Genomic DNA, 19,647 nt, shown 5'->3' with positions numbered 1-19,647 from the left:
GGCGCCCGCGGCGACGCGCCACTCCTTTACCCGGCCTGGGTCACCGGGTGGCGCTTCATCTGCTCCATGAAGGGGAAGCGCGCGGTGAGGTCGGCGAGCGTGGTGCCGGCGCGCCAGGCGTCGGCCACCTGCGCGACCTGGAGGAGGTCGGTGGCGTCGCCCCGAGCCTCGACCTCGCCGTCGACCCGCAGGTCGATCATGAAATAGCGGGCCTGGGCGCCGAGGCTGACGCAGACCACGCCCCGCTTCGAGGTCAGCTCCGCGCAGGTGAACCGGCTGCGGCCCTGCTCGGGAGCGGTCACCTGGCCGACATCGAGCTGGTGGGCGGTCGCGGTCTGCGCGAGCGCGGGAGCGAGGCCGCCGGGCTCGACCAGATCCGGGTAGAGGCGCACACCCAGTGCCGCCGAGACGTCGCTCATGCCTGACTCCCACTTCCTCGTGACAGAGACCAGCAGCGCGCAGGTTACGAACACGTTTCCGACACGCATGCCCATCCTGTCCCGCCCGGGTGGCCCGCGGCAATAGGAACGGTCGATCAACCCCCCATCGGGTCGCGGGTACGCTGCGGGCTCATGGCGCGGATCCGCTGTGACTTCTTCTCCGAGGCGCTCGGCATGGGCACCTCGATGACCGTGCTGCTGCCCGATCGCGGCGCGGCCGGGATCGGTATGGCCGGCGCCGCCGGCGACGGCGACCCGCCGGTGCTCTACCTGCTGCACGGCCTCACCGACGACGACACCGCGTGGACCCGGCGGTCGTCGATCGAACGCTACGTCGCCCCGCTGGGACTGGCCGTGGTGATGCCGCAGGTGCAGCGCAGTTTCTACTGCGACGAGGAGCACGGCAACCGCTACTGGACGTTCCTCAGCGAGGAACTGCCCGAGGTGTGCCGATCGCTCTTCCGCCTCTCCACCCGGCGGGAGGACACGTTCGTCGCCGGCCTGTCGATGGGTGGCTACGGCGCGGTGAAGTGGGCGCTGCGCCACCCCGACCGGTTCGCCGCCGCGGCCAGCCTCTCCGGGGCACTCGACGTGGTGCGGCGACGCCACCACCCGTCCAGCCCGGTCGACCCGGCGGTGTGGCACACGGTCTGGGGCGACCGCCCGCCGCCGGACGAGGACGACACCGTGGCGCTGCTGGAGCGGGCCGGCGACGACCTGCCGGCGCTCTACGTCGCCTGCGGCACCGAGGACTTCCTGTACGAGGACAGCGTGCGCTTCGTCGACACCGCGCGCCGCCTGGGCCGGCCCCTCACCGTCGACTTCGGTCCGGGTGACCACGACTGGGCGTACTGGGACGCCCGCATCGCCGACGTGCTCGCCTGGCTCCCGCTGCGGTGAAAGGCGGGGCCCCCGGTTAACGCATTCGGTAGAGGAGGGGGCCCCGCTTAACACCCCTCAGCGGGTGAGCACGACCTTCAGCGCGCCGGTCTCGGCCGCCCGCGCGAACACGTCGTACGCCTCGACGATCTCCTCCAGCGGGTACCGGTGGGTCACCATGTGCGCGGTGTCGAGCTGGCCGGCGACCAACATGTCCAGCAGCTTCGGCGTGGTGCGGGTGTCGACCAGGCCGGTGGTGATGGTGACGTCGCGGATCCAGAGCCGCTCCAGGTGCAGCGTGGCCGGCGCGCCGTGCACACCGATGTTGGCCACCCGCCCGCCGGGGCGGACCAGCGTGGTGCACAGTTCGAAGCTCGCCGGCACGCCGACCGCCTCGATCGCCACGTCCGCGCCGAGCCCGTCGGTGACCGCGCGGACCGCGTCGAGCGGGTCGTCGTCGGCGAGCACGGTCTGGTCGGCGCCGAACCGCTTGGCCGCGTCGAGCCGGCTCTGCGCCTTGTCGACGGCGATCACGTGGGTGGGCGAGAAGAGGCGCGCGGTCTGGATCGCGGCCAGGCCGATCGGGCCGGCGCCGACCACCACGACGGTGTCGCCGGGCCGCACCCCGCCGTTGAGCACGCCGACCTCGTACGAGGTGGGCAGGATGTCGGCCAGCAACACGGCCGCCTCGTCGGAGACGCTCTCCGGCAGGCGGTACGTGGAGAGGTCGGCGAACGGGATCCGGGCGTACTCGGCCTGCACGCCGTCTACGGTGTGCCCGAGGATCCACCCGCCGCCACCGAGGCACTGCCCGTAGACGCCGTCGCGGCAGTACCGGCAGACGCCGCACGCGGAGATGCAGGAGGCGAGGACCCGGTCGCCCGGGGTCAGGTTGGCGACGCCCTCGCCGACCGCCACGACCGTGCCGACCGCCTCGTGGCCGAGCACCCGACCCGGCTCGACCTCGGGCACGTCGCCACCGAGGATGTGCAGGTCCGTGCCGCAGATGGTCACCGCGTCGACCCGGACGATCGCGTCGCGCGGGCCGGCGATGGTGGGATCCGGGATCTCGGACCAGGACTTCTCGCCCGGCCCGCCGTACACGAGTGCCTTCATGGCTCCTCCTCACGCCGTTGTCACCACCCACGCTTCTCCCCGGTGGTGGCGGGCGGCAGGGCCGGAGGGCCCGGTGGCCGGGACGTCCGGCCCGCGCCACGATCGACAGGTGTTAAGAGGGGGCCCCTCCTCTACCGAAGGCGTTAACAGGGGGCCCCGCCTTACACGCCGACGGTGCCGTCGACGGCTTCGCGGATGAGGTCGGCGTGGCCGTTGTGGCGGGCGTACTCGTGCAGCATGTGCAGCATCACCAGGCGCAGCGAGACGTCCTCGCCCCAGCGCGCCTGGTGGCCGGTCACGTCGAGCGACTCGGCCTCCCGCTCGATCCGGCGGGCGTGCTCGACCTCCCGCCGCCACGCCTCGAACGCCTCCGCGCGGTCGGCCTCGCGTGCGTCGTACGCCACCTGGAAGTCGCCGCTGTCCGACCAGACCAGCGGCACGTCCTCGGCGGCGATGACGCGGCGGAACCAGGTGCGTTCCACCTCGGCCATGTGCCGGACCAGGCCGAGCAGGGACAGCGTCGACGGCGGCGAGGCCGGCCGGCGCAACTGCTCGTCGGTCAGCCCCTCGCACTTGAGGGCCAGGGTGGCCCGGTGGAAGTCGAGGAACGCGCGCAGCGTCTCCCGTTCGCCGGCCAGCAGCGGCGGGCCGATCCGTTCGGTCTCCACGGGACATCCTTCCGGGCAGGTGTGCGGTCACCGGGAGCCTAGCGGTCATGGATCATGGAGCAACGGCATTACCGCAGCGAGGAGCGGGCCACCGGGAAGTCGAACCAGGTGTCCGGGTACGGCTCGTCCACGTACCGGTAGTGCCACCACTCGCGCGGGTAGTTCTCGAAACCCTGCTCGGTCATCAGCCGCTTCAACAGCTCGCGATTCGCCCGGGCGGCGCCGGTGGTCCTCGCGTCGGCGGTGTGGGCCCGCGGGTCGAAGCAGTCGAACCCGGTGCCCATGTCGACCGAGGCGTCGGCGAAGCGGCGGCCGGCGGGGTCGGTGCAGGGCAGCAGGGGTTCGCCGGGCGTGTAGTCGGGCTGGGCGGGGGTGGGTACCGGGACCAGCGTCAGGTCGAGTGTGCTGCCCCGGCTGTGCGCGGTCGGCGCGCCGATGTAGCCGTCGGCGAAGAGCCGGTCCTTCGGCAGGCCCGGGTAGAACTCCACCTTCATCTGCTGCTCCGCCGGGCGCTTCGCCCAGGCCACGAACTCGTTCACGGCGCGTTGCGGGCGGTAGCAGTCGTACACCTTCAGGCTGCGCCCCCGGGCCAGCGCGGCGGCCTGCACCCGACGCAGCGCCTCGGCGGCCCGCCGGGTGAGCAGGCAGAGCGGCTCGGGGTAGCCGTCGATCGGCCGCCCGACGAAGTTGTGCGCCGAGGCGTACCGGATGTCGGTGCGCACGGTGGGATCGACGGCGGCCAGGTCGACGATGTCGGCCGGCGCGCGCGGCCCGGTCGGGGTGGGCGACGGCGCCGGGCGCGGCGCGGGCCGCTGGCAGGCCGTCGCGACGGCCGCGACCACCACGACCAGGACCGCTGCCGTACGTCTGCGCACGCTGCCGTGTCTACCACGGGGTAAGGAGGGGCCCCTTGTTAACAGACGTCTGTTAACAAGGGGCCCCTCCTTACATCAGGGCCGTGCGGAGGAAGTCGAGCGCCGCGGCGTCGTCGTCGATGCCGCCCGCCTCGTGGCCGTTGAAGCGCCACACCGTCAATTCCTTCTCGCCCCGGTAGTCGTGGTATGCGGCGTAGACGGTCGACGGTGGGACGATCTCGTCCATCAGCGCCACGGAGAAGCGGGCCGGCACGGTGGCGCGCCGGGCGAAGGCGACCCCGTCGACGTAGGAGAGCGTGCGCCGCACCTGCTCCTCCCGGTCGCGGTGCACGGCCAGGTAGTCACGGATCTCCCGGTACGGCGCCGAGTCGGTGAGCGTGACCGCACGCGGGATGTCGCAGAGGAACGGCACGTGCGTCACCGCCGCCCGGACCCGGGGCGCCAGCGCGGCGGCGGCCAGCGCCGCGGCCCCGCCCTGGCTGTGCCCGAGCACGGCGACCCGACCGGGGTCGACGCCCGGCAGGTCACCGAGGGCGTCGACCGCCCGCACCGCGTCGGTGAGGAACCGCCGGTAGTAGTAGCGGCGCGGGTCGTCGACGCCCCGGGTGGCCATTCCGGGCGCCTGCGGCCCGGCCGCCGCCACGTCGGGCGTGTCGCCGCGGCTCCACCCGGAGCCCTGGCCGCGGGTGTCCATCTGGAGGTGGGCGAAGCCGGCGGCGGACCAGAGCAGGTTCTCCAGCGGGTGGCCGCGCCCGCCGCCGTAGCCGACGTACTGCACGACGGTCGGCAGCGGCCCGGGAGCGCCGCGCGGGACTCGCAGCCAGGCCCGCACCGGCTGCCCGGCGAAACCGGGGAACGTCACGTCGAAGACGTCCACCCCCGCCAGCGGGGTGGACACCGGCGTCGCCGCGACCGGATCGCCGCACGAGCGCGCCTCGGCCAGCGTGTCGGCCCAGAAGGCGTCGAAATCGGACGGTTCGCACAGGTCGCTGCGGTGCTGGCGGAGTTCCGCCTCGGGCAGGTCGGTGAACACGCCTCGGCTCTCTGGTCGGTCCGTGGGCCGGCCGGGGCGCGTTTCCGCGCCCGGCACCCGGCGCATTTCCGGAAGGTTTCCGTAACTTGACCGAACGCTAGGACCGGACCGATCTGTCGTCAAGGCCTCGGCGTACGGCAAGATGTGCGTGGGGCGGAACGGTTTTCCGGTCGGTTCCGGCAGCCGGCGAAGGGAACACGGGTGAGCGGGGACGACGAGCGCAGGGTGACCATCACCGCGATCGCACGGGAGGCCGGTGTCTCGGTGCCGACCGTGTCACGGGTGCTCAACGGGCGCTCCGACGTCGCCCCGGACACCCGGGAGCGGGTCGAGAAGCTGCTGCGCCACCACGGCTACCGGCGTCGCGGCAGCCGCACGGTGCGCCGGGCGGACCTGGTCGACCTGGTCTTCAACGACCTGGACAGCCCCTGGGCCGTGGAGATCATCCGCGGGGTGGAGGACGTCGGCCACGCCGCCGGGGTGGGCGTGGTGATCTCGGCCGTGCACCGGGAGTCCAGCTCCACCCGGCAGTGGCTGCACAACCTGCGCGCCCGCGCCTCGGACGGCGTGATCGTGGTGACCTCGCACCTGAGCCCGGCGGTGCAGGCGCAGCTGCGCCGGCTCAACGTGCCGGTCGTCGTGGTCGACCCGGACGCCGGCGTGGCCGGGACGGACGTGCCGGCGATCGGCGCCACCAACTGGACCGGCGGCCTGTCCGCCACCGAGCACCTGTTGAAGCTGGGCCACCGGCGGATCGGCTTCGTCGCCGGCCCGCCGCACCTGCTGTGCAGCCGCGCCCGGCTGGACGGGTACCGGGCGGCGCTGGCCGCGGCCGGCGTGCCGACCGACGACTGCCTGGTCCATCCCGGCGACTTCTACCACGCCTCCGGTTACACCGCCGGCGGCGCCCTGCTCGACCTCGACGACCCGCCCACGGCGATCTTCGCGGCCAGCGACCAGATGGCCTTCGGGGTCTACGAGGCGGTGCGCCGGCGTGGGCTGCGGGTCGCCGACGACGTCTCCGTGGTGGGCTTCGACGACCTGCCGGAGGCGCGGTGGGCCTCCCCGCCGCTGACCACCGTGCGCCAGCCGCTGGTGGAGATGGGGCGGCTCGCCGCCCGCACCGTGCTGCGGCTGGCCCAGGGCGAGGAGATCGAGTCGCCGCGGATCGAGTTGGCCACCGAGCTGGTGGTGCGGGACAGCACCGCGGGCCCCGCCGGCCGGTAGCCGGACCGGTCCTTTTCAGTCCTCTTCCGGAAGTTTCGACCCCCGCAGGACGGGGCCGGTCGACATGGCCGCGGCCGCGGCGTGCCGGCGACGCCGGGCCAGCAGCACCCCGCCCCCGGCCACCAGCACCGCGCCCACCGCGACCGACAGACCGGCGCCCGGCCGGGCACCCGGGGCCGCCGCGCCGCCACCCAGGTCGGCGTGTCCGGCCAGGGCCGACGCCGCACCGGTCGCGGGCGCCGCCGAGCGGTCCAGCTCGCCCGGCTCGACCAGCCGGCCGACCTTCGCGTCCCGGGGCGTCCCGAATCCCCAGTCCAGCAGCGCCGCGCCCTGCTGCCAGCCCCGCTGGGTGGGGATCTCCGCGCCGAGCACCGTCACCACGAGCCGGCGCCCGCCCCGCTCGGCCGCGCCGACGTACGTGTGCCGGGCCAGGTCGGTGAAGCCGGTCTTACCGCCGATCGCACCCGGGTAGTGGTCCAGCAGCATGTTGTCGTTCTGGATCTGGAAGGCCTTCTCGTGCAGCGCCGGCTGGGCGGGCACCCGCGCGGTCCGGGTGACGGTGTAGCGGCGGAAGGCCGGTTCGTGGAAACACGCCCGGGCGATCAACGCCAGGTCGTACGCGCTGGTGAACTGTCCCGGACCGTCCAGACCGGACGGCGTGACCGCGTGCGTCTGCCGGGCGCCGAGGTGCTGGGCCTCGGCGTTCATCGCCCGCACGCCACCGGCCAGGCCGTCCGGCCCGCCACCGAGCCGGGCCAGGGCGTTGGCCGCCTCGTTGCCCGACTTCAGCAGCAGGCCCAGCCAGATCGTCTCGATCCGGTAGCGCCCGCCCTCGGCGAGCCCGACCGCCGAGCTGCCCGGCTCGATCGCCACGTCGCCGGCGGTCACGGTGACCTCCCGGTTCGGGTCCAGCCGGGGCAGCATGGTCGCGGTCAGCAGCAGCTTCTGCACGCTGGCCGGGGCGCCGTACTCGTGCGGGCCGCACCCCCCGAGCACCGCGCCGGTGTCCAGGTCCGCGACCAGCCACGAGGTCGCGGTCACCGGTGGTGGCGCGGTCGCCGCGGGCGGCACGACGAGCCCGGTGGTGTCCAGCGCGGCGCCGCCGATCGACCGGGCGGCCGGATCTGGTGCCGGTGGGGCCTGCGGCGGGCGGGTCGCCGGGGCCGGCACGTTCGGGCAGGGCGGCGCGGCGCCCGGGAGCCGGCGGGCGGACGCGGCGCCGGGCCTCGTCCCCGCCACGGCGGGTGTCGCCGGCGTCGACAGGGGCAGCAGCAGGGCGGCGGCAAGCGCCACGGACGGTCCCCAGGTCCTCATGCCCCGCACGCTAGCCACGCCGACCCGAACGGGTCGCCGGCTCCGGGATTCGCGTCCCGGGCCGGGTGCCACGGGGTACGCTGCCGCACCGCTGGGGGTCAGCGCGGGGTGAGGCCGTGCGCGGCGAGCGGGCCGACGTGCCACCCCCGTCGGCGGCACTCCTCGATCAGCCCGGGCAGCGCGGCGAGCGCGGACCGCCAGGCGCCCGGCTCGGCGGCGCCGGAGGAGTCGTGCAGCAGGACCGTGCCGCCGCCGCGCAACCCGGCCAGTACCCGCCGCCGGACGCCGTCCCCGGTCGCCGACGCGGTCCAGTCCCGCCCCCAGCAGCTCCACAGCACCGGACGCAGGCGCAGTCGGCGGGCGGCCAGCAGGGTCGCGCCGGTCAGCACCCCGTACGGCGGGCGCAGGAACCGCGGCGGTCGGCCGGTCACGTCCGCGACCAGGTCGTACGCCCGGGTCAGGTCGCGGACGGTGCCGGCCGGTCCGCGCAGCAGGAGGTTGTCGTGCGCCCAGCCGTGCAGGGCCACCTCGTGGCCGCCGGCGACCAGCCGCCGGCCCAGGTCCGGGTGCCGGCGCAGCATCGCGCCGAGCACGAAGAACGTGGCCCGCACCCGGTGCGCGGCGAGCACGTCCAGGAAGTGGGGGGTGGACTCCGGGTCCGGACCGTCGTCGAAGGTCAGCGCGACCCGGTCGGGCGGCCCGAGGCCGTGCAGGCCGGGCAGCAGGCGCCGGCGGAGCGCCGGCAGCGCGGTCACCGCCGGCGCCACCTGGACCGCCGGCAGCGTCACCGCCGCGGCCAGGGCCAGGGCGGCGGGCCTCACCGCAGGCCGCCGGTCGACTGGAGCAGCGCGGCGACCACGGCCACCGCGTCACCGACCGGATCGAGCAGCGGCCGGCGCTCCGGCTCGGCCGGACCGGCGGGGGCGGCCCGGCGGGCGGCGGCGGCGACCAGCCCGGCCGGGTCCTCGGGTGGCGGGCCGTCCCGCGGCGCGGCCGGCGGGTCCGCGCCGACCACGGCCGCGAGTACCGGCCCGAGCTGTTCGGGCGTGCCGGCCCAGCGGGTGAGGCCGGACCGGGCGAGGATGGTGGCGTTCGCCCTGCCGTGCCCGGGAAGGGGACGGTAGGTGACCACCGGCACGCCGGCGGCGAGCGCCTCCTGGCAGGTCAACCCGCCGGCGTTCTCGACCACCACGTCGACGGCCCGCATCAGCGCCGGCATGTCGTCCACCCAGCCCAGCACGTGCCGCCCGGCGCCGCTCAGCCGCCGGTACAGCGCCCGGTTCCGGCCGCAGACCACCACCGGCCGGACCCCGGTCGACCCCACCTCCGCGGCCGTGGCCGCCACCGCGCCGGCGCCCCAGGAACCGGCCACGATCAGGGCGAGCACACCGTCCTGCGGCAGGCCGAACCGCTGCCGGGCACGGCCCCGGTCGACCTTGTCACCGCCGGCGAAGGCACGCGACACCAACGGCTCGACCAGCGTGACGTCGACCTCGTCGGGCCGGCGCAGCTCGGCGTGGCGCACCGTGCAGTAGACGTCCACGCCGGGCGCCAGCCAGGTCGGGTGCACCACGAGGTCGGTCACGTAGGTGAGAACCGGCACGCGGAGCCGCCCGCGACGCCGCAGCGGCCCGAGGAGCTGGTTGGCGAACGGGTAGGTGCTCACCACCGCCCGGGTGTCCGGCGGGATGCGGCGGCGGATCCGGGCCCGGAACGGGCGCAGCAGCACGCGGATGGCGCGCACCGATGTCCGCGAGCGACTGGTGAGACGGAAGAGCAGGTGGTAGCTCCAGGGGAGCCGGTGCAGCACTCCCCGGTACGTCTCCCGCACCGCCCGGTGCACCGGACCGGGCAGCAGGTGCAGGAGGTTCAGCCGGTCCACCTCGAAGCCCCGGCCGCGCAGCCGCGCCGCCAGCTCGTCGGCGGCCCGGTCGTGCCCGGCGCCGATGTCCGCGGAGACCACCACGATCCGTCCCGGGTGCTCCATGGGCGGCGCATACCCGCGCGGGCGGCGTCCACGCGGCCGGCCCCGCAACCCGGCCCGGCCGCGCTCCCACGACCGGGCGGTCCGCGCGGGCGGCCCGCAGCCCGGCCGCGCTCCCACGACCGGAGGGGCGGCGGGCGCGGGCGGTCGGGCGGGGGTCAGGCGCGACGGCGACCGCGACGGCGGGTCCGGGTGCGAGCGGCGAGCACCGCCGCGACGCCGCCGACGGCGAGCGCCAGGAGCCCGGCGGCCGGCACGATGACCTGCCAGTCGCCGTCGGCCATTCGCCGCAGCGCGGTCCCCGCCGGCCCCCGCCACGGCTTCGGCTCGCCACCGGCGGGCGCCGCGGCCAGCGGCGCGTCGCCCGGCGGCTCGTCCGTCGCGGCGTCCAGTTCGCCCGGCTCGACCAGCTTGCCGACGGAGGCGTCCCGGGGCAGCGAGAAACCCCAGTCGAGCAGCTGCGCGCCCTGCTGCCAGCCGCGTACCGGCCGGGCCTCGGCGCCGAGCAGCGTGACCACCAGCCGGCGTCCGCCGCGCTGGGCGGCCCCGACGTAGCTGTGCCGGGCCAGCTCGGTGAAGCCGGTCTTGCCGCCGAGCGCCCCGGGATAGCGGTAGATCAGCTGGTTCTCGTTCTGAATCTGGAATCCGCCCTTCTTCAGCGCGGGCTGGGCCGGGATCTGGGCCCGCTCGGTCAGCGCGTACCGGCCGAAGCGGGGGTCGGCGAAGCAGGCCCGGGCGATCAACGCCAGGTCGTATGCGCTGGTGAACTGGCCCGGACCGTCCAGGCCGGACGGCGTGACGGCACGGGTCTGCAGCGCGCCGAGCCGGCGGGCCTCCGCGTTCATCTCGCCCACCCCCGCCCGGGCGCTGCCGGCGCCCAGCCGCGCCAGCATGTTGGCCGCGTCGTTGCCGGACTGGAGCAGCAGCCCCAGCCAGAGCGTCTCGACCCGGTAGCGACCGCCCACCAGCAGACCCACGGCCGAGCTGCCCGGTTCGATGTCCAGGTCGTCGCGGGTGGCGACGGCCACCTGATTCGGGTCGAGGCGGCCCAGCATGGTGGCGGCCAGCAGCAGCTTCTGGGTGCTCGCGGGCGTGCCGTACACGTGCGGCCCGCAGGCGCCCAGCACGGCGCCGCTGTCCAGGTCGGCGACCAGCCAGGTGGTGGCGGTGACCGCCGGCGGCGCGGTCGCGCCGGGCGGGGTGACGAGCCCCGGCGCCGCCAGCGCCTCGCCGCCCACCACCTGCTGTTCGGGCACCGACGCGGGCGGGACGGGACGCGGCGGCCGGGTGACCTTCGGGGCCGGCAGGCGCGGGCAGGGCACGGCGGCGGCGCGGGCCGCGGGGGCCGCCGGCGCGCCGGTGGCCGGGGTGGGCACCCCGGCGACGAGCAGCGTGACGGCGGTGACGGGGGCCAGGACCCGGGCTCTCATGAAGAGGCACCATACCGAGCGCGGCGTCCGGGTCGACGCGGCTCACCAGCTCGGTGACGCTGTGCCGATCCGGCGGTCCCGCGCCGTGGTCGGCGCGAGCGCCGTCACCGGACGCCGCGCAGCCACCACCGCTGCCACGGCGTCTCCACCGCGCGTGGGTGGTAGTGCGCGCGCACCCAGGCCACCGCCCGGCCGGGGTCCAGCCCGTCGAGCACGGCAAGGGCGGCCAGCGCGGTGCCGGTCCGGCCGACGCCGCCGTGGCAGGCGGCCTCGACCCGCTGGCCGGCGTACGCGCGTCGCCGCGCCTCGCGCAGCGCGTCGAGCGCGTCGGCGCGGTCCAGCGGGAGCCAGAAGTCGGGCCAGCGGATCCGCCGGAACGGCCACTGCGGCTCCGGCCCGGGTGCCAGCACCAGGGTGAAGTCGGCGGGCGTGGCCGGCGCGGCGATCCGACGTCCACGCACGGTGGCGCCACCGGGCAGCGTGAGCAGACCGGCCGGATCCGTCCACGGCGTCGTCGGGTCCATCAGGTCATTGTGCGGCGTGGTGGAGACACGCGAGTGCCCGCCGGACGGGGTCCGGCGGGCACTCACGACGTGCCGGGTCCACCCCGGCTCGCCTCGGGTCAGCCGAGGCGACGGCGGCGCCAGGCCAGGGAGGCCAGCAGCAGCACCGCTCCGGCGCCGGCCAGGCCGCCGCCGAGCTTCAGCGGCGTGCCGATGCTGCCGCCCGTGACGGGCAGGTGTCCGCCGTGGTGCGGCGGGCGCGGCGGGTGTGGCGGCCGCTTGGGCAGCACCGTGCCGGTCGTGCTGGCGGTCCGGCCGGTCGTCTGGCCGGTGGCGGTGAACGTGTACCGACCGGTACGGGTCGGACGGTACGTGGTGGTGAAGTTGCCGTTCGCGTCCGCCCGGACGGTGAAGTCGGTCGGTGCCGGCTGTGGTGCGGCGTTCGGGATGTACGCCACCGTCGACATCGCCACCGTGCTGCCGTCGCTGCGCCGCGCCGTCCCCTCCGCCGGAGCCGCGATCGGGAGGTTGGTGCGGGACACGTGGATCGAGACCAGCTCGTTCGGCCCGAAGCCCCGGCCCCGCAGGGTGAAGGTCTGACCCTCGAAGATGGTCGGATTGAGCAGGTCAAGCCGGACGGTGGTCGGCGGGTAGACCGGTGGCTGCGGCTGCGCCGCCCCGGCCGCGGTCGGCGCGGCCGCGACGGCCAGGCCCACCGTGAGCGCCATGATGATGCGGGATAGCCGCATGATGGATTCCCTCCTACTGTTCACATCTGGGTGCGGTGACTATCTGGGTGGTCCACGGGGTGACGGTGGGTGTGAGCACCAGGTCGGCCGTGCCCGCGCCGTTCTGGCCGGTGAGCAGCGTGACGTCGAGCGTCCGGGTCTGCCCCGGTCCGACCTCCACGTTCGCCACCGCCACCTGACGCCGACGGTCGGTCCCGCCGCCCATCGAGGTGTTCCGTCCGTCCAGCCGGCCGGTGAGGACCGCACCCCCGCTCGGTGTGTGCACCGAGACGAAGGTCCGGGCGGTGTACTTGTCGCCGGACAGGGCGAGGCCGGTGACCGACTCGGTGAGGCCCGACCGCGGGGCGGTGGAGTGCACCGTGACCCGCAGCCGCAGTTCGCGGCGGCCGTCCGGCTGGCACGCGCCGACCGTCAGGGTGGCCGAGAACCTGAGGTAGTAGCCGAGCTTCGCGCCGCTGCCGTCGTTGAGGAACACGCCGACCGTCGGCACGGTGTCCTTCTCCGGGAGCTGCCCGGCCAACCGGGTGCCGGCCAGCACGCGTTGCTCCTCAGATCGGACACTCCAGAACAATATCCGACGTTCCTGTATTGAGCGTCTTATAACGGTCAGAAGGGCTGTCGCGTCCACCGTTTTGGTGAACAGCGCCTCGAACACCCCGGTGGCGGCGCGTGCGAAGAACGTGTCCTGCGCTTGCGCGTCCAGGTCCCGGTACGAGTCGCTGAGCAGCGTCCGTACGGCGGTGCTGCCGGTCAGCGCGGGTCCGTCCGGCACGGTGACCGGGCCGATCACGCCGAGCAGGTACGACAACACCACCGGGTCCACCGCCAGGACGCCGTCCACCGTGGTCCCGGTGCGGCGACGCACCATCTCGCGGTAGAGCGCGGCGGCGGCCGGGAAGTCCGGACTGAGGTTCACGTCGGCCGGATAGATGCCGGGCAGGTCGGACCAGAGGCGGCGCGCCTCCGGGTCGACCTTGAGCGGCGGATCGAAGCGCAGCAACTGGCTCGCGTTGCCCTGCCCGGCCAACCGGATCCGGCCACCGTCCGTCCGCAGCACCACGTAGGCGCCGAACATGCCACCGGTGGCGCGCAACTCGGCCGGATTCTGCGAGACGATCAGGTAGGTGCGGGGCCCGTCGGCACCGAGCAACGGCGGCAGCAACCGCGCGCCGCGATCGGCCGCCGAGGTGAGGTCGCCCAACTTGTCCAGTTCCACCTGCAGGGCGGTGACCGCGTCCCGCACCTGCGTCACCAGACCTCCGGTCGGCACCGCACGCAGCCGTTCCGAGCTGCGCCGTACCGCCTGGTCGGCGCTCGACACCTCCGCCGAGACGGCGCGCAGGCGGTTCACGTCGAGCCGGCCCTGCTTCGGCACCAGCGAGGCGAGGTCGACCCGGAGCAGGGTGGGAAAGGCGAGCCGGGCCAGGTCGTCCACCGCCACCGAGATCTGGCGGACCGCGGTCAGGTCGTCGCCGGCGTACGGGGTCCGCTGGCCCAGCCACCAGACCGGGTCCCCGGTCGCCCCGCGGGCCGCGGTGGCCTGCTCCTGCAACGCGGAGAGGGTCCGCTGAGCCCGGGCCATGTCCCCCTCCAGCACCTGGACGCTGAGGTCCTTGGCGAGCCCGGCGGCGTTGACCAGGTGGGAGCGGGCCTGCCAGCCCCGGAACGCGACCCAGCCACCGGCGGCCAGCAACACCGAGACCACGACCAGTCCGGTCAGCAGGACCCGGCGCACGCGCCTTCGACCGCGTCGTCGCGAGCGCCGCCGCCGACGATGCGAAGCCCCGCGTTCGGTCACACCACTCCCCCAATGCGTTAAACGGACAGACAGCTACTTTCTAGCACATATCTGCTGTACGTTTTTCGGATAACAGTATGTATAGGCAATGCAGGTTGAATGAGTGGTTTGCTAGTTTTTAACCCGATCCGACGTCACCCGTCGGAGGGAATCCTCGATCCGGTCGACACCGGCCCGCAGCGACATCTGCCCGAGGTAGGCGTCCCGGCCACGCCGTCCCATGTCGACCCGGGCCGCCGGGGGGATCGCCGCGGCCAGCCAGAACCGGTCGGCAAGCGCGGCCCAGTCCTCGGGCGGGCAGGACAGCCCGGCCCGGCTCCGCTCCACCAGCTCCGCGGTGGCGCCGCCGGTCGAGGCGACCACCGGCGCGGCGCAGGAGAGCGCGGCCGGCAGCTTGCCGGGCACGGTGGCGCGAAGCTCCGGCAGGTCGCGCTGCATGACGAGCTGGTAGTCGGCGGCCGCGTACAGCTGCGGCATGTCCGCCGGCGAGCGCCGCTCGACGAACCGGACGTTGTCCGCGCCCAGCTCGGCCGCCAGGCCGCGCACCCGCCGCTCCTCGCTGCCCGACCCGACCAGGACCAGGTCCATCCGGTCACCGAGCGCGGCCGCCGCCCGAACCGCCGTCTCCAGACCCTGTCGTACGCCGATCGTGCCGGCGTGCATCACCACGCAGCGGTCGTCCCGGCGGACCAGCCGGCGCGCCACGGGACCGGCTTCGGCCGGCCGGAACAGACGCTCGTCGGTCCAGGTGAGCACCGTACGCACCCGCTCCGGCTCGGCACCGCCGGCCAGCACCAGCTCGCGCATGGACGGCGCGCCGACCACGACCATGCCCGCCTCCCGGTACAACCGGCGCAGGCCGGCGTCCAACCGGCTCGCCCGGCCGCGCGACTCCCCCGTCCGGGCCGCGTCCTCCTCCGACCAGACGTCCTGCACGTGCAACACCGTCGGCACCCGGCCGAGCAGGCGCAGCAGGCCGGTGGCGGCGAACGTCACGGCGGGGAGCTGGAAGACGTAGAGAGCGTCGAGATCCCGGAAGTAGCGACGGCCGGCGAGCGCCACGCTGCCGGCGAACGAGAGCCGGTTGGCGGTCCGGGCCCGGGGCGAACCGTCGCCGCCGGAGTACCGGGGCACCCGGCGAACCGTCAACCGCTCGCTGTGCGTCCGGTGCCGCCACCGCTGCCGCCAGCCCGGATAGACCTGGCCGCCGGGGTAGTCCGGGAAGCCGGTGAGCACGCGCACCTCGTGGCCACGGGCGGCCAACTCCTCGGCCAGGCTGCCCGGGACGAACGCCGGCTCCGGCGGGAAGTGGTACGTCAGGATGCCGACTCTCACGTCCACCCTCCCGGCGCGGCCGGCCGGGCGGTCGGCGCCGGTGCCACGTACGATGCCGGCATCCCCTCCGTGACCACCCGCGACCGGCCGCCGCCGACCGTCGCGGCGCCGCGCGGTGTCACCGCGCCGACCAGAGGGGTCCAGATGCTCGACGAGGTGCTCTTCGTCTGCCAGGCCAACATGTGCCGGTCGCCGATGGCCGAGTTCATCGCCCGCCGGTTGCTCGCCGACCTCCCGGTGACCGCGACCAGCGCCGGCACCGACGCGGTCGACGGCGCGGCCATGCACCCGTACGCCGTCGAGGTGGCCGCCGCGGCGGGCGCGGACGTCACCGCCTTCCGGACCCGCCGGCTGCGGGCGGAGCACCTGACCGCGGCCGATCTGGTGCTGACCGCCACCCGGCGGCAGCGCTCCGCCTGCACCGCGCTGGCACCGGCCGTGCTGGGCCGCACGTTCACGCTGCACCAGTTCGCCCGGTTCGCCGCCGCGGCGGCACCGGCCGGCGCGACCGGCGACACCCCGGTGCGGGCGGCGGTGGCCGCGGCCGTCCGCGCCCGGGGGCGGCTGCAACCCGCCGCCCCCGGCGCGGACGACCTGTGGGACCCGATCGGTGGTTCCCCGGCCGACTTCCGTCGCTGTGCCGAGGAGATCGAACGGTCGATCCGGCCGGTGTTCGCGCTCATCGCGACAGCCGGGTGAGTTCCTGCGTCCGGTTCCCCTCGGCGGGCGGCGCGCCACGCCGCGCCGTCTCGGCCCGGTCCGCGGGCACCGTGGTCGGGGCGGGCGGCACGACCACCTTGTACGTCTCGTACTGGTAGGCGTCCGCCTTGCCCACCTTGGCCATGTTGAGCACGCAACCGAGCAGTCGCACCGACACCGAACTGAGCGACCGCGCCGCGGCGGCCACCTGACCGCGCGAGGTCCGCCCCTGCTGGGTGATCAGCAGCGCGCCGTCGGCCTGCACGGCCACCACCACACCGTCGGTGACCGCGAGCAGCGGCGCGGTGTCGATGATCACGATGTCCGCGGACTCGCGCAGCGCCACCAACAGGTCCGACATCGCCTTGGAACCGAGCAGCTCGCTCGGGTTCGGCGGCGCGGCGCCGCTGGGCAGCACCAGCAACGACTTCTCGCCCCAGCGCTGCACCACGTCGCCGACCTGGACGTCGCCCACGAGCACGTCGGTGAGTCCGACCCCGCCGTCGACGCCGAGGTAGTCGGCCACCTTCGGGCGGCGCAGGTCGGCGTCGATGAGCAGCACCCGCCAGCCCGCCTCGGCCAGCGCGATGGCGGTGTTGCAGGCCATCGTGGTCTTCCCCTCGCCCTGCAGGGCGCTGGTGACCGCGATGACCCGGGCCGGCTCGTGCACGTCCACGAAGCGCAGATTGGTGCGCAGCTTGCGGACCGCCTCGGCGCGGGCCGAGGTGGCCGCGTCGCCGACGATCAGCGGGGCCGTCTTCGCCCCGGACTCGAACGGGATCTCCCCCAGCAGCGGGCTGCCGGTCACCCGCTGCAACGCGGCGGCGTCACGCATCCGCACGTCCGCGAGGCCGCGCAGCACGGCCAGGCCGGCACCGGCCAGCAGGCCGAGCAGTCCACCCAGAATCAGGTTTCGCACCGGCCGCGGCGAGACCGGGCTGGATGTGACCCGCGGCCCGCTCACCACCTCGATCTTGATCGGCGTCGCCCGGCCGTCCGCCGGCGTCTCCACCTTCCGGACCAGCTCGGTGAACTTGGCGGCGAGCGCCTCGGTGGTCTTCAGCGCCCGATTCTGGTCGGTGTCGGTGAGGGTCGCGTTGAGCAGCACCGTGCCGGTCGTGGCGGACGTGGTGATCCGGCCGCGCACCTGGTCGGCGGTGAGCCCGAGCGGCGCGTCGGCGACCACGCTCTGTGCCAGCCGGTCGCTGGTGAGCAGGTCGGCGTAGGACTTCACCCGCTGCTGCAGGAAGAGGCTGCCCTGGTAGGCGTCGGTGACCCCCTGGCTGGGCGTGGTGACGAAGAACGTCACGGTGGCCTGGTACCGCGGCGGCGTCCGGACCGTCACCAGCGCGGCGGCACCGACGGCGAACATCACCGTGATCAGCACGATCCACCAGTGGCGTCGGACCAGGCGCAGATAGCCGAGAACATCCATCACGCTCCCCCTCGCGACACGCCGGTCTGCCGATGAAACTGCACGAAAGCCCCCTAAAACCCACAGTCGTCATGCCAGGATCGAACCGCCCATTAAGCACGTTAGGCGACTGGATGGAATCTAAACGACGCAACATGCTCGTATGACCTGAAACTTCTTATTCCGGATAGGACACGAGGGCAACCATGGATCGTGACGCCACCGCCGCCGAAGACGTCGTGCGACCCCGTAGCCGGATCACCCATCGCGCCGCCACCCTCTCCCTGTTAACGCTGGACACGGCCGCGTGGTGCGGAGGATTTCTCGGCGCCGCCTGGACCCGGTACGAGTTCGACCTGACCGCCGCCGGGGGCGCCCGGGTGCTCGCCGCCGCACTCGCCTGCGCCGCGCTCTACGCGCTCCTCACGTTCGTGCGGTCGCGGCTCTACGGCCGCTACCCGATCGGCAGCGCCGGGGACGCGCGCGGGCTCGCCGGCACGGTCACCATCGCCGCCGTCGTCACGCTCGCCGCCGTGCTGCCCTGGACCGAGCGACCGATCCCGGCGACCACCCCGCTCGTCGGCGGCGCCGTCGCGCTGGTGCTGATGGCCGCCGGTCGCGGACTCTGGCGCGCCCACGCCGACCGCCACCGTCCCGCCGCGCGGCACGCCGAACGCTGTCTGGTGTACGGCGTGGACGCGGCCAGCGAACGACTCGTCCGCGCGCTGCTGCACGACCCGGAGAGCAACTACCGGCCGGTCGGACTGCTCGACGACGCTCCGGAGAGCCGCGGGCTCCGGCTGGAGGGCCTACGCGTCCTCGGCGGGCGGGAGCAGGTCGGCGCCGTCATCCGCGGCACCCAGGCCCGCACCGTCATCTTCTCGATGAGCTGCTCGGACGCCGGGCTGCTGCGCGACGTGCGCACCCGCACGCTGGAGGCCGGCGCCGCGTTCAAGGTCCTGCCCCCGGTGCGGGAGCTGCTCGACCGGCCGGTCGCCGCCACCGACGTCCGCGACCTCCAGCTCACCGACCTGCTCGGCCGCGCCCAGCGGGTGGCCGAGCTGACCGTCGAACGCGGCGGGCTGGCCGGCCGGCGGGTGCTGGTGACCGGCGCCGGCGGCTCGATCGGGTCCGAGCTGTGCCGGCAGATCGCCCGGTGCGAGCCGGACGAGCTGATGATGCTCGACCGGGACGAGTCGGCGCTGCACGCGCTGCAGATGTCCCTGCACGGCCGGGCGCTGCTGGACGGCCCCGAACTGATCCTGGCCGACATCCGCGACGCCGAGGGCATCGCCCGGGTGGTCGCCGACCGGCAGCCCGACGTGGTGTTCCACGCCGCCGCGCTGAAGCACCTGACCATGCTCCAGCGGCACCCCGGCGAGGCGATCATGACCAACATCTGGGGCACCCTGAACGTGCTGGAGGCGTGCCGCGACGTCGCCCAGTTCGTCAACATCTCCACCGACAAGGCGGCCAACCCGGCCAGCGTCCTGGGCTACTCCAAGCGGATCACCGAACGGCTCACCGCCCACCAGGCCCAGCAGCTGGGCGGCACCTATCTGAGCGTCCGGTTCGGCAACGTGCTGAGCAGCCGCGGCTCGGTGCTGACCGCGTTCCAGGCGCAGATCCGGGCCGGGGTGCCGATCACGGTCACCGACCCCGACGTGACCCGCTACTTCATGACCGTGCAGGAGGCCGTCCACCTGGTCCTGCAGGCCGCCACCATCGGTCGCGGCGGCGAGGCGCTGGTGCTCGACATGGGCGAGCCGGTCCGGATCGCCGACGTGGCGCGCCGGCTGGCCGCCGAGGCGGACCACCCGGTGGAGATCGTCTACACCGGGCTGCGGACGGGCGAGAAGCTGCACGAGCATCTCTTCGGCGCCGACGAGTCGGACACCCGCCCGCTGCACCCGTTGATCTCCCACGTGCCGGTGCCCCCGCTCGATCCGGACGAGGTGCGCGGGCTGGACCCGTACGCCGATCCGGACGAACTGGTCAAGCGGATGGCGGCGTTCTGCGAGACGGTCGGCTCGGCGCTGCCGGCGTTGCCCGGCCAGCGCTGAAGCGCACCCCGCTGCGGGCGCCGCGCGGACGCGGCGCCCGCCCCGGTCCGACTCGCCACCGGGCCGCCGGCGGCGATAGGGTCGGCCCTGGTGTGCCGGGAAGCCTGGTCGGCGATGTGA

Annotated in this window: 18 protein-coding genes; 4 read left to right on the top strand and 14 right to left on the bottom strand. The window is 74.6% G+C overall.

Annotated features, from left to right (window positions below; genetic code table 11):
- Positions 1 to 26: 26 nt before the first annotated feature.
- A complete protein-coding gene (locus tag O7598_RS12775) occupies positions 27 to 419 on the bottom strand; it encodes a hypothetical protein (RefSeq protein WP_091056226.1) in 393 nt (130 codons plus the stop codon).
- Positions 420 to 572: 153 nt separating this feature from the next.
- Here O7598_RS12775 and O7598_RS12770 point away from each other — a divergent pair, with 153 nt between their 5' ends.
- Positions 573 to 1,340, top strand: coding sequence for an alpha/beta hydrolase (locus O7598_RS12770; RefSeq protein ID WP_269691546.1), 768 nt, complete (start codon positions 573 to 575; stop codon positions 1,338 to 1,340).
- Positions 1,341 to 1,397: 57 nt separating this feature from the next.
- On the opposite strand, the gene O7598_RS12765 is transcribed toward O7598_RS12770, so the two are convergent.
- The 4 genes from O7598_RS12765 to O7598_RS12750 all read right to left on the bottom strand — a co-directional run bounded on the left by O7598_RS12765 (position 1,398) and on the right by O7598_RS12750 (position 5,011).
- Complete coding sequence (locus O7598_RS12765; RefSeq protein ID WP_269691545.1) at positions 1,398 to 2,435, bottom strand: zinc-dependent alcohol dehydrogenase family protein; 1,038 nt, start codon at positions 2,433 to 2,435, stop codon at positions 1,398 to 1,400.
- Positions 2,436 to 2,596: 161 nt separating this feature from the next.
- Positions 2,597 to 3,103, bottom strand: coding sequence for a DinB family protein (locus O7598_RS12760; RefSeq protein WP_269691544.1), 507 nt, complete (start codon positions 3,101 to 3,103; stop codon positions 2,597 to 2,599).
- Between the two features lie 68 nt (positions 3,104 to 3,171).
- Positions 3,172 to 3,978, bottom strand: a complete 807-nt coding sequence (locus O7598_RS12755) for a M15 family metallopeptidase (RefSeq protein WP_269691543.1) — start codon at positions 3,976 to 3,978, stop codon at positions 3,172 to 3,174.
- A 70-nt stretch (positions 3,979 to 4,048) separates the two neighbouring features.
- Positions 4,049 to 5,011 (bottom strand): acetylxylan esterase, encoded by a 963-nt coding sequence (locus tag O7598_RS12750; protein ID WP_269691542.1) that lies wholly within the window; start codon positions 5,009 to 5,011, stop codon positions 4,049 to 4,051.
- A 201-nt stretch (positions 5,012 to 5,212) separates the two neighbouring features.
- Here O7598_RS12750 and O7598_RS12745 point away from each other — a divergent pair, with 201 nt between their 5' ends.
- A complete protein-coding gene (locus O7598_RS12745; protein ID WP_269691541.1) occupies positions 5,213 to 6,238 on the top strand; it encodes a LacI family DNA-binding transcriptional regulator in 1,026 nt (341 codons plus the stop codon).
- A gap of 15 nt (positions 6,239 to 6,253) precedes the next feature.
- Here the strand turns inward: O7598_RS12745 and O7598_RS12740 are convergent, their stop codons facing one another.
- From O7598_RS12740 to O7598_RS12705, 8 genes are all read right to left on the bottom strand, one after another.
- Positions 6,254 to 7,552: a D-alanyl-D-alanine carboxypeptidase family protein gene (locus O7598_RS12740; RefSeq protein WP_269691540.1), complete on the bottom strand. Its 1,299-nt coding sequence runs from the start codon at positions 7,550 to 7,552 to the stop codon at positions 6,254 to 6,256.
- Between the two features lie 98 nt (positions 7,553 to 7,650).
- Positions 7,651 to 8,373, bottom strand: coding sequence for a polysaccharide deacetylase family protein (locus tag O7598_RS12735; RefSeq protein ID WP_269691539.1), 723 nt, complete (start codon positions 8,371 to 8,373; stop codon positions 7,651 to 7,653).
- A complete protein-coding gene (locus tag O7598_RS12730) occupies positions 8,370 to 9,539 on the bottom strand; it encodes an MGDG synthase family glycosyltransferase (protein WP_269691538.1) in 1,170 nt (389 codons plus the stop codon). The genes O7598_RS12735 and O7598_RS12730 overlap by 4 nt, the downstream gene beginning before the upstream one ends.
- Positions 9,540 to 9,694: 155 nt before the next feature.
- The gene (locus O7598_RS12725) at positions 9,695 to 10,966 is read right to left on the bottom strand and encodes a D-alanyl-D-alanine carboxypeptidase family protein (RefSeq protein WP_269691537.1); all 1,272 of its coding nucleotides are present in this window, start codon (positions 10,964 to 10,966) and stop codon (positions 9,695 to 9,697) included.
- A 104-nt stretch (positions 10,967 to 11,070) separates the two neighbouring features.
- Positions 11,071 to 11,490, bottom strand: a complete 420-nt coding sequence (locus O7598_RS12720; protein WP_269691536.1) for a protein-tyrosine phosphatase family protein — start codon at positions 11,488 to 11,490, stop codon at positions 11,071 to 11,073.
- Positions 11,491 to 11,588: 98 nt separating this feature from the next.
- Positions 11,589 to 12,218 carry a hypothetical protein gene (locus tag O7598_RS12715; RefSeq protein ID WP_269691535.1) on the bottom strand — a complete coding sequence of 210 codons (630 nt, stop codon included), beginning with the start codon at positions 12,216 to 12,218 and terminating at the stop codon, positions 11,589 to 11,591.
- Positions 12,219 to 12,231: 13 nt separating this feature from the next.
- Positions 12,232 to 13,953: a DUF4012 domain-containing protein gene (locus O7598_RS12710; protein WP_269691534.1), complete on the bottom strand. Its 1,722-nt coding sequence runs from the start codon at positions 13,951 to 13,953 to the stop codon at positions 12,232 to 12,234.
- Between the two features lie 174 nt (positions 13,954 to 14,127).
- The gene (locus O7598_RS12705; protein WP_269691533.1) at positions 14,128 to 15,351 is read right to left on the bottom strand and encodes a glycosyltransferase family 4 protein; all 1,224 of its coding nucleotides are present in this window, start codon (positions 15,349 to 15,351) and stop codon (positions 14,128 to 14,130) included.
- Between the two features lie 69 nt (positions 15,352 to 15,420).
- Here O7598_RS12705 and O7598_RS12700 point away from each other — a divergent pair, with 69 nt between their 5' ends.
- The gene (locus O7598_RS12700) at positions 15,421 to 16,050 is read left to right on the top strand and encodes an arsenate reductase/protein-tyrosine-phosphatase family protein (RefSeq protein WP_269691532.1); all 630 of its coding nucleotides are present in this window, start codon (positions 15,421 to 15,423) and stop codon (positions 16,048 to 16,050) included.
- Here O7598_RS12700 and O7598_RS12695 read toward each other — a convergent pair.
- The gene (locus tag O7598_RS12695; RefSeq protein ID WP_269691531.1) at positions 16,031 to 17,485 is read right to left on the bottom strand and encodes a polysaccharide biosynthesis tyrosine autokinase; all 1,455 of its coding nucleotides are present in this window, start codon (positions 17,483 to 17,485) and stop codon (positions 16,031 to 16,033) included. The two genes, O7598_RS12700 and O7598_RS12695, sit on opposite strands and share 20 nt — an antisense overlap.
- 185 nt (positions 17,486 to 17,670) lie before the next feature.
- On the opposite strand from O7598_RS12695, the gene O7598_RS12690 reads away from it, so the two are divergent.
- Positions 17,671 to 19,527: a nucleoside-diphosphate sugar epimerase/dehydratase gene (locus O7598_RS12690; RefSeq protein WP_269691530.1), complete on the top strand. Its 1,857-nt coding sequence runs from the start codon at positions 17,671 to 17,673 to the stop codon at positions 19,525 to 19,527.
- The last annotated feature ends 120 nt before the right edge of the window (positions 19,528 to 19,647 follow it).

The organism is Micromonospora sp. WMMC241 (assembly GCF_027460165.1).
Taxonomy (GTDB): Bacteria; Actinomycetota; Actinomycetes; order Mycobacteriales; family Micromonosporaceae; genus Micromonospora; species Micromonospora humi.
The sequence above is the reverse complement of the archived record's forward strand: the minus strand, read 5'-3'. Positions and strand labels throughout refer to the sequence as shown.